General features: G+C 34.9%; 10 protein-coding genes and 1 pseudogene. 4 read left to right on the top strand and 7 right to left on the bottom strand.

Going from position 1 to position 8,239, the window contains the following annotated elements; genetic code table 11:
• Positions 1 to 95 precede the first annotated feature (95 nt).
• From ACYQ73_RS14935 to ACYQ73_RS14945, 3 genes and pseudogenes are all read right to left on the bottom strand, one after another.
• On the bottom strand, positions 96 to 1,469 hold the full coding sequence (locus ACYQ73_RS14935; RefSeq protein WP_460013210.1) for an APC family permease: 1,374 nt from the start codon (positions 1,467 to 1,469) through the stop codon (positions 96 to 98).
• A 429-nt stretch (positions 1,470 to 1,898) separates the two neighbouring features.
• A pseudogene (locus tag ACYQ73_RS14940) lies at positions 1,899 to 2,105 on the bottom strand (transposase); the annotation flags it as partial.
• Positions 2,106 to 2,345: 240 nt separating this feature from the next.
• Positions 2,346 to 2,834: a metal-dependent hydrolase gene (locus ACYQ73_RS14945; RefSeq protein ID WP_460013211.1), complete on the bottom strand. Its 489-nt coding sequence runs from the start codon at positions 2,832 to 2,834 to the stop codon at positions 2,346 to 2,348.
• 206 nt (positions 2,835 to 3,040) lie between these two features.
• Here ACYQ73_RS14945 and ACYQ73_RS14950 point away from each other — a divergent pair, with 206 nt between their 5' ends.
• The 3 genes from ACYQ73_RS14950 (at position 3,041) to ACYQ73_RS14960 (ending at position 5,263) form a co-directional block, all read left to right on the top strand.
• The gene (locus ACYQ73_RS14950) at positions 3,041 to 4,285 is read left to right on the top strand and encodes a ferredoxin reductase family protein (RefSeq protein WP_460013212.1); all 1,245 of its coding nucleotides are present in this window, start codon (positions 3,041 to 3,043) and stop codon (positions 4,283 to 4,285) included.
• 26 nt (positions 4,286 to 4,311) lie between these two features.
• Positions 4,312 to 4,443 (top strand): hypothetical protein, encoded by a 132-nt coding sequence (locus ACYQ73_RS14955; RefSeq protein ID WP_460013213.1) that lies wholly within the window; start codon positions 4,312 to 4,314, stop codon positions 4,441 to 4,443.
• A gap of 193 nt (positions 4,444 to 4,636) precedes the next feature.
• Entirely contained in the window at positions 4,637 to 5,263 is a 627-nt protein-coding gene (locus ACYQ73_RS14960) for a nitroreductase family protein (protein ID WP_460013214.1), read from the top strand.
• A 213-nt stretch (positions 5,264 to 5,476) separates the two neighbouring features.
• On the opposite strand, the gene ACYQ73_RS14965 is transcribed toward ACYQ73_RS14960, so the two are convergent.
• The 3 genes from ACYQ73_RS14965 to ACYQ73_RS14975 form a co-directional block, all read right to left on the bottom strand.
• Positions 5,477 to 5,584: a putative holin-like toxin gene (locus ACYQ73_RS14965; RefSeq protein ID WP_220443510.1), complete on the bottom strand. Its 108-nt coding sequence runs from the start codon at positions 5,582 to 5,584 to the stop codon at positions 5,477 to 5,479.
• A 214-nt stretch (positions 5,585 to 5,798) separates the two neighbouring features.
• Positions 5,799 to 6,026, bottom strand: coding sequence for a YdbC family protein (locus ACYQ73_RS14970; protein ID WP_400939229.1), 228 nt, complete (start codon positions 6,024 to 6,026; stop codon positions 5,799 to 5,801).
• Between the two features lie 154 nt (positions 6,027 to 6,180).
• Complete coding sequence (locus tag ACYQ73_RS14975; RefSeq protein ID WP_460013215.1) at positions 6,181 to 6,822, bottom strand: nuclease-related domain-containing protein; 642 nt, start codon at positions 6,820 to 6,822, stop codon at positions 6,181 to 6,183.
• A 739-nt stretch (positions 6,823 to 7,561) separates the two neighbouring features.
• Between ACYQ73_RS14975 and ACYQ73_RS14980 the strand changes: the two genes are divergently transcribed.
• Positions 7,562 to 8,050, top strand: a complete 489-nt coding sequence (locus ACYQ73_RS14980) for a hypothetical protein (RefSeq protein ID WP_460013216.1) — start codon at positions 7,562 to 7,564, stop codon at positions 8,048 to 8,050.
• Between the two features lie 80 nt (positions 8,051 to 8,130).
• Here the strand turns inward: ACYQ73_RS14980 and ACYQ73_RS14985 are convergent.
• On the bottom strand, positions 8,131 to 8,239 hold a 109-nt coding region (locus ACYQ73_RS14985; RefSeq protein ID WP_460013232.1), incomplete at its 5' end, for an IS3 family transposase.

The following is an 8,239-nucleotide window of genomic DNA, read 5'->3' on the forward strand; positions in this document are numbered from 1 at the left end:
CATTTTCGGAATTCTACCTTTCTGTGAATAGCCTCACCCCTTTCAAATGCATATCCTACCTGCAAATTAATAGGAGAATCATCCCTTGTACGCCTTTACATTTTCACGTCTTCTGCAAGAACACTTTCAGGAATAATCTCCTTATCGAAATTGAATTCAGGCAATTCTTGTCTGAAAAACTTCGTCATATACATTAGATATCCCAAGCCAATTGCCATCCAGATGCCGCCAAGAATCAATGCATCCAACTCTAAGTGAGACCATAGCCAAAGCGTAAAGCTTGCACCAATTAGTGGCATAACCAGATAACGCATATATTCATTGAAAGAAGAGCGCTTACGATTCCGAATAAAGTAATGCGCGATGACAGATAAATTAACAGACGCGAAAGAAATAAGCGCTCCAAAGTTAATGAACTTAATGACTTGATCGAGTGTCAGCACGATACCGAGCAATGAAATGATTCCAATTATAATAATTCCAGTTGACGGTGTTTTAAAACGTGAATGGATATGTCCAAATATTTTTTTTGGCAGTACAGAATCTCGCCCCATTGCATACAACACGCGGGATGCGCTTGTTGTCGAGGCCACACCAGAAGAGAAATTTCCTAAAATTACTGCGGTAACAAATAAGGATTTAAACAAATTCCCGCCGACCAAATAGACAACTTCCATAGCTGCCGAATCTGTGTTTTCAAAAGTAAAGCCGGGGTGAACCAATTGTGCCAAATAGGCTGATCCGATATAGAGGACACCAATTGTCAACAACATGATGATAATCGCTCTAGGAATTGTTTTTTCAGGATTGATTGTTTCTTCAGACAATGTAGTAAGAGAGTCGAAGCCAAGAAAACTAAAACAAAGAATTGACGCTCCCGCCAAAATCACTGGCAATTTGATTTCTGCATTGAACAAAGGTTGAATAGAGAAAAGTGTACCTGATCCTACACCCGCCATTAAACTTTTGATCGTCAAAATCCAGAAGATGACAACAAATATGACTTGTGCAATAACAAAAATCTTACCAGTAGATGCGGTGAACTTAACACCCAAGATGCTAGGTATTACAATAGTTGCAGTTAATAGGGTAATCCATAGGGCGTGAGGGACTCCAGGGAACATTGCGTTTAAAAAAACAGTAGACATTAAACAAGTGACCATTGGTGTCAACATATAGTCCAACATGATTGTCCAACCGATAAGAAACCCAAGTTGTGGATGAATGGATTTTTGTGTGAATGTATAAGCCGATCCCGCGATTGGAAATGCTTTTGCCATCTTGCCATAACTAAAAGCAGTGAACAGGATTGCAAGAAAAGCGATAATATACGCCCCCATAATGACACCTTGGGAAGTGACAGTTGCGATTCCGTATGTATTGAAGAATACCATCGGGTTATTCCATGCAATCCCTAAAAATACAACTTGAGACAAAGTCAGTGTACGCATTAATGTTTGTCGTTTCATAATAGCTCCCCCATCCACCTTAGTAATTTTAATATTCTGAATATTTGTATTTCTGTTGATATTGACTATAAAGGTTTGTGTTACACAAAGGTCAACAACTTGATTAAAATTTTCGGTAATGAAAAAACTATCCCTGAAAATACAGCAAAATGCAGCAGTAAGTAAGGACTCTAGCGAAGTAATACTACATATACGACGGAGTTTTTTTGAGCAATTCATTCAACAGTGAAATTTCTTCCAAAAATCATTTATAATGAATATCCTCTTTGCGTTTACTGCTGAATAAAAAAATACTCCCCTTAGATGAGGGCACTGAAAAACTTACGTTTTCATAAAAGCGAACCTTTTTCAGATAAAAATAAGGCACTTCTTGTTCAATTTTGAACAGGAAGTGCCTTATTTCTGTCTCTATTCCTTATTCATTTTCGTTTAGTACTTCCGTTTTAAATTGACAGCGAATATCGTTGTAGCACCTTGAATTTCCATGCCAAATAGACCCGCAGTCGATGCCGTATCGTACCCGCGTCCGTTTTTTAATTCACTATTCTTCGCTTCTACTTTGTAGCGATTTGCGGCTAATTGCTTAAATGCTTCCGTATTTTGAAATGCCTCTTGTTCGGCATGTGTATCCGACTTTTAATAATAAGTACTTAAACATACGGATTGGAGGCTCGGCGCTCGCCCGTGGAATGCTTCGGAAAACAACAGTAGAGTCACAGTGCCAAATGAAAAAAGCGGGGTATTAACGATTTAATCGTTGAATACCTCGCAATGTGAGAAGATATAGACTTTTTCAGTGCCCTCTTCTTAGATAAACAGATTTTTTATCTGTCTATCTAAGAAGGAGCATCTCACTCTCGTATTGGGTTCCTTTGCTTATACAGTTTCAATTAGCTTAAAAATAATTTCATAACTAAAAAAGACTGAAAGCATCGTTAACAACATAAACACTACTTTTTCAGCTTTACTACCTGTTTTTGTAGTAAGTGGTAGACGAACTGAAATAGATACTGGGAAGAACAGCTTAACACCCTTCTTCGTTCCCATATCAAGGAGAACATGACTTGCCATCCCTATTAAAATACCTAGTGAAATGGATTCGTACGGTATAAATGTATGTAACAGCATCCCAACTAGAAATAAAAAAAGCAAACTATGTGTAAAGGAACGATGTCCAAACATAGTATTGACAATCTTTGAAATGACAGGGAATTTCCTCCCAATTTTGCTTCCTCCATGGCAAATATCCGGAAGTAATGCACCGATAACGCCTGCTCCTACTAAAACAAGCGGATTATCATTAGAAATTTGTGCAAAAGCAAGGCTTGCAGTGATGCCTCCAACAATATGTGTATTCCCTTGCATGATTTACTTCCACTCCTTATATCTCTATATTTTACCTTTATTAATTTAACACATCCCACCACAAAAGGGAACGTATATTCCGAACACATAATCCCTTTTTTTATTGTAGACGAAATTTACTCTTAATAAAAAATATCAGAAACATTTCAGGTTCTCGTTGTATATGTAAGATGATTAGAGATAAAAATGAGTATTGGAGGTTATTTATGAAATCTATCAAAGGAATTTTGTTTATCATACTAATAATGAGTAGCAGTGCTTTACTATGGTATTTTGCTACACCTATAGAGCCTATCCAGGTAGTTAACAGGCTCAGTCACATCATTGGAGGCATGGCCATTACAGGCTTCTTTCTTGTCTTTTTGTTAGCAACAAGAATGAAAATTTTTGAGCGTTGGTTCCATGGATTAGAAAATGTTTATTTTTATCATAAATATTTAGCAATACTTTCACTAGTATTAGTGGTTATTCATGGGCAATTACAAGGTCTGGTCCCCCACTGGGATAAAGTACAAAGAACTTCACTTAGCGAATTTGCGAAAGAACTAGGATCACTTGGGCAATATGGTTTCATAGCGCTAATTGTAATTGCGCTTTTTGCTAAATTTCTAAAATATGAGCACTGGCGGATCTTTCATCGGTTAATGCTTATCCCTTATACATTTGGAATTTATCATGCCTATTTTTCCAGCAGATACGATTTATTGCAGCCTACACCTTTAGGGATTTTCACAGCAATAACTGCAACTATTGGATTTATGTCAGCATTATATATGTTGACGATGTATCAGGATATGTTTTTTAAATATACAGGCAACATTACGGAGATCAAAAAATTGGATTCCAATGTTATTGAACTAGAGCTAACACTTGATAAAAAATTACCCTTTCGTCATGGACAATTTATTTTTATCAAGATTTTGCAAGATGGCATAGAAAAGGCACCACATCCCTTTTCAATTTCAGGTGGCGATGGAAAAAAATTATTTATCACTATAAAGGCGATTGGTGATTTCACAAAAAAAGTATATGATTCAATTCAATTGAATACACCAGTCACACTTGATGGTCCTTATGGTCATTTAAACTTTGAAAACGGAACACAACAACAAGTTTGGATAGCTGGTGGTATAGGCATTACTCCATTTTTATCTTATTTGCAATCACAGCCCATCGATCGTGATATTGAATTATTTTACACTTATCACGGTCAAAACAATGCTATCTATAAAGATTTTTTACAGGAGTATGCAATAACTAATCAACAATTCAGAGTGAACTTTATTGATACTACCCAAATGGACAGGCTTTCATTTGAAAATTTTTCCGTGCCCCCACAAACAAGTATTTTTATGTGTGGCCCTGAAAAAATGCTAAAACATGTTGCCAAGCAATTGAAATCCCGCAATAAAGATATAAGCGTTGACTTCGAGGCATTTAAATTTAAGTAACAATCATCAATTTTGCCTCGGCATAATTGCGTCCGAAATCGGCTTTGTGCTTAGGCCTGCGTGAGGGCCGACACGATGTCGGTCATTTCGGTAATGCCACAGGACGTGGCGTTTTTACCGATGCAGGTCAGTTAGCCGTTATCGTATGGATGCGATGATCTTAGGTAACATCCTATATGAACTCCTTTCCGATTCCGTGACATCCGCCGGAGGCTTTAACTTCTTTCAGCGGCAATTGGATACCCGCTGAAAGAAGTTAATCAAAACTGTCTAATTCGAGCAATTTACTTGGAATTTTGAAGAGTATATCGTATAGTAAAATCTCATCAAAAATAAAGGAGATTTTTTAACATGACTACAACAAAAAGTTATTTAAATAAAGTAATGCATGATCGCAAATCTGTTCGTAAATATGAAGCTAATTATAAAATTCCTCAATCAGATTTAGAGGAATTACTTGTGGAGGCAACAACCGCTCCATCATCAAGTAATTTACAACCTTGGCGCTTTTTAGTGATCCAAGATGAGGCAGTAAAAAAAGAACTACGTTTAATTGCTAATAACCAGGAGCAAGTAGAAACGGCGTCTGCTATCATCGCGGTATTAGGCGATACTGCAATGTACAATAATGTTGAAGAAGTCTATACTAAAAACTTCGAGCTTGGTTATATGGATGAAGCAACAAAAAACATGATGATCGAAAATTCATTAAAAATTTATTCAAATCTTCCTAAAGAAGTTCTTAAAAATATAGCTACATTTGATGCAGGCTTAATTTCTATGCAAATCATGCTTTTAGCAAAAGATATGGGCTATGATACGGTTACAATGGGTGGCTTCAATAAAGAGGCTTTTGCGAAGCACTTTGAATTAACAGATCATCTAGTGCCAATCGTCTTGATCGCTATCGGAAAAGCAGCAGCACCAGCTTACGGCTCATCTCGTTTAGCACTAAATGACATCGCAAAATTCATTTAATCTAGAGATCAAGACTGTATCAAATACGACTGGCCTGAAATGCCTACTGCATGAAGAAAAATGTTCTTTTTCGAATAAATATGATACACTAAATATAGAATAAAAAAGACTGGATGCGTCAACATCCAGTCAAAGCAACAATCATGCCGCAACCATAGCGGCTGACCAAGTTAAAGTTGTAGCAATCGCCACCTTACTTAGCCGGCAGGGTGGCTATTTCTTTTTATTTTGAGAGACAATAATGCTAAGCATCAGTGTCAGTACTGCAATTAGCAAAAGGCTACACTGCACAATCAAACTGAATGCTTCAAATACTGTCATCCGCCTCACCCCCTTTCAAAAGGGAGTTCAGCCGCCACCTGCATTATGAATTGTTGCTATTGTTAGTCTAACAATTTTACGAAATATATTCTATGGAAAATCCTCAGAAAATTTTAAATTGCTACTTATATTTTTACCACCTGTATCGTAAGTCAGGTGAAGGGCTATATTCTACATCTTAGTCTAAAACAACTCTAAAGAGTAGCTCTGTCCATTAATCTAAGTCTGACAATTTAGCTAATGACTCTTTCAAAAGCTGTAGCTCAGACAGTGACAACGTAACACCCTTCCCCATCTTTGTATGATCCTCTGACCAATCTCTAATATCGTATTTCGGTTCACGACCATTCCAGCTAATTAAATTTAATTCTTTTTTCCAGCCTTTATTGCCTTCCGATAATACCGCAACTGTTTCAACAATTTCGTATTTAATTTCTGCCATATTCATTCCTCCTTATTTTATCTGTAATAAGAACTATATCTTGAAATAATAGGATTATCAAACGTGACAACATTTGAAATAATTACACTTCCTAAGAAACGTTAAATTCGTCAGCGTTATTCTAGCATGCCAACTGTCCCCTTTTAACACACAATTATTTGCCATATTTCTGCTGAATCCTTTGAATATGTTGTTTTTTGACTTCATTGGATACTTGCATTTGAGGCATAAGCTTATTGTAAATTGCTTGAATATCGTCTTGAGAGAAAAACTGTTTTGCAGTTTGCTTTTGTGTTTGGATGAAACGCCTTAAACCCTCTCGTTTTATAACATGTACATTTTGGGAAGTTACTCCCACTTTTTTCAATGTACAGCGCTCACTAAAGACAATAACTGAATGAATTGCTTCTTTCGGAAGGTCTAAAAAATCTTGAATTGCACGGATATGCGTGGCATTTTGACGGATTGGATTGAAAAATTTATATTTTTTCTTATTCGGCATCGTTTGTGTCCATTGCTGTTGTGTTTCATTGCCAAAAATCCAACCACTATAGTTTTTAGATTCAATTACATATAGACCAGTTCGATCAATATAAAGCAAATCAATTTCCGTTAATTCATCTGAATTTCTCTTTGGAATATATACATTTAATAATTGCCTATGACTTTGTAAGGCATGTTTCTCAATAATTTTCGATGTTAAGTACTCTCCATTTCTCCCTATATTTGTTTTAACTGCAAAGAAATTATTTTTTGTCTGTTTATAATAGACACTTTTTCGATAATTTTTTTCCATAAAGTAACAGCTTATCACTATCAATATTAAAAAAATTATAATTAGCATCACATACTCTCCTATCTCTTATTTCTTTTACTTCATATAAACAAAAATTCCTAAAACTATTATACCAATTTTATCGTGGATATTTTTAGTATTTTTTACATTATTGCTTAAACATTCATCAAGATAGTTTCTTGTAGAATTTAAATTATTTTTTGTAAGCTGTCTTGTTCAAGCACTGATTTTTTGTGAAATCTACAACGGCTTAATAAAAATGAATATACCTTTCGTTACATAATTACGTATGCAAGTACAAAAACCTCTTTACACCTTTAACGGTTTAAGAGGTTTTGAACTTATACATATATTTTATCCCTTGCTTCATTTCACATTTTCCACCATTTTAACTTAAGTGCTATCTATTTACTCCGTTAGTACAAGCTAAATTCATACATTTATAACTTAATTACAGCATATGATGTACTCTCCCGTACTTCCATTACAATATTTGTAGAATCTAAAACAGAAAAATTTTTATAAAATGATTCTTCACCACTATACTCCTAATAATTCCAAATTCATTTTTACAATTCGATCAACCTTATATCAAAAAAATATTATCGAAAAAATACAAATATTCCACAAAAGTAGTATATATGAATTATTTCCTAACGACGCCTATATTTACCACTATAGATTTAACACTTTAGTATTGTTATTATTATGAAGTATTTTTTTGAAAGGAGGTTTTCCAATGTACGATTCTTATAATTCTAATGATTTCGATGAATTTTTTGGTAGTTTGTTTATCATCCTTTTATTACTTGTTCTTTTGATGGGTATTGCAGGATATATTATTAGTTCACTTATTTATTATCAGGCTTCTAAAACAAATGGCTTTGATGATCTTGCCTATATTGCTTGGATTCCTATTATTAACGTTTATAGCCTTTTCTTATTAACAGCAAAGGGTGATGATGACGCAACCGTTCGTGCCGAAGCGTTAAAGAATGTTTTAATTTATGGTGGATTATTACTTGTTTCATTCATCATTCCATTTATAGGTATATTCGCTTCCTTTGGTATTTGGATTTATGTTATGTATTTCACATATCGCCTATTTTATCGTTGGTCTGGTGAGCCTGGGAGAGCTGTACTTTATATTATTTTATCGCTCATTACATTCGGACTATTCTATTTTATCTACGGCTTAATGAAAATGAATAAACCTTTCGTTGCATAATTACATATGCGAAATAGAAAACCTCTTGATCCTTAAAAAGGATTTGAAGTGACCCCTAAAAGTTAGACACAGTTATTTCATTAGGCAGCTTGGGTAAAACGAGTTCGGTATTGCACCGGACTCGTTTTTAATTTTGCCTTAATCCGTTTCGTATTATAGTAATTGATATATTTTTCTAATTCTATTTTA

This window comes from Lysinibacillus sp. CTST325 (assembly GCF_054665055.1).

Bases quoted from the DNA above. Each gene is read 5' to 3' on its own strand.
- ACYQ73_RS14960 (WP_460013214.1), top strand. From the start codon at position 4,637: ATGACTACAACAAAAAGTTATTTAAATAAAGTAATGCATGATCGCAAA.
- ACYQ73_RS14975 (WP_460013215.1), bottom strand. From the start codon at position 6,822: ATGGAAAAAAATTATCGAAAAAGTGTCTATTATAAACAGACAAAAAAT.
- ACYQ73_RS14965 (WP_220443510.1), bottom strand. From the start codon at position 5,584: ATGACAGTATTTGAAGCATTCAGTTTGATTGTGCAGTGTAGCCTTTTG.
- ACYQ73_RS14980 (WP_460013216.1), top strand. From the start codon at position 7,562: ATGTACGATTCTTATAATTCTAATGATTTCGATGAATTTTTTGGTAGT.
- ACYQ73_RS14945 (WP_460013211.1), bottom strand. From the start codon at position 2,834: ATGCAAGGGAATACACATATTGTTGGAGGCATCACTGCAAGCCTTGCT.
- ACYQ73_RS14970 (WP_400939229.1), bottom strand. From the start codon at position 6,026: ATGGCAGAAATTAAATACGAAATTGTTGAAACAGTTGCGGTATTATCG.
- ACYQ73_RS14935 (WP_460013210.1), bottom strand. From the start codon at position 1,469: ATGAAACGACAAACATTAATGCGTACACTGACTTTGTCTCAAGTTGTA.
- ACYQ73_RS14950 (WP_460013212.1), top strand. From the start codon at position 3,041: ATGAAATCTATCAAAGGAATTTTGTTTATCATACTAATAATGAGTAGC.